The organism is Vibrio sp. 704 (assembly GCF_033339295.1).
Map to the genome: position 1 here is coordinate 1 of NZ_JAWOUH010000612.1, position 625 is coordinate 625.

General features: G+C 49.0%; 1 protein-coding gene. It reads left to right on the top strand.

Going from position 1 to position 625, the window contains the following annotated elements; all coding sequences use genetic code 11:
- Positions 1-625, top strand: a 625-nt coding sequence (locus R7R24_RS28055; protein ID WP_318120353.1) for an O-antigen ligase family protein, incomplete at both ends; no start/stop codon positions are given.

Sequence of the window (625 nt, forward strand, 5' to 3'; positions counted from 1 at the left end):
TAACCGTCCGTACGGGATCTTTCAGCAACCGAATGTGATGGCAAGCTTTCTCGCTACTGGATTAGTCATTGCCAGTTACCTTCTAGCTCGCCAACCCTATAAGTATTCACGTAAGCTAAGCGACGTTTACCTTTTATATGCCGTACCTGTTGTTACCTTGCCGTTGATTGTCGCGTTAGCTTCGCGCACAGGATGGCTAGCGACCATCATCGGTTTGTTGTTAGTGATTCCGTATATGTATCGCTTTGCAACCAAAGGCCGCTTTATTCGCTGGATCGCGGCTTTGGTTACGGGCTTGGTGCTCTCGTTCGTTGTAATGAGCATTGCATTCCCGGATGGAAGTGGACTGGCGGCAGAGAAAGTGAATATGGAATCGCCTCGAGCGTACACTTTCCCTCAAACCTTGGATATGGTGATCGAGAAACCGTTCACTGGCTACGGTTACGGTAAGTTTGAATCTGAGTACATGCTGTACACCGCGCGCCAGCATGCGCTGAATGAGAACTATCCTGCTGGCTTGCCATCGATGGATCATCCACACAATGAAATGTTGTACTGGGGCGTAGAAGGTGGGCTTCTGCCTGTATTAGGCATAATCCTCGCAATGGGATTGGTTTTACATAGG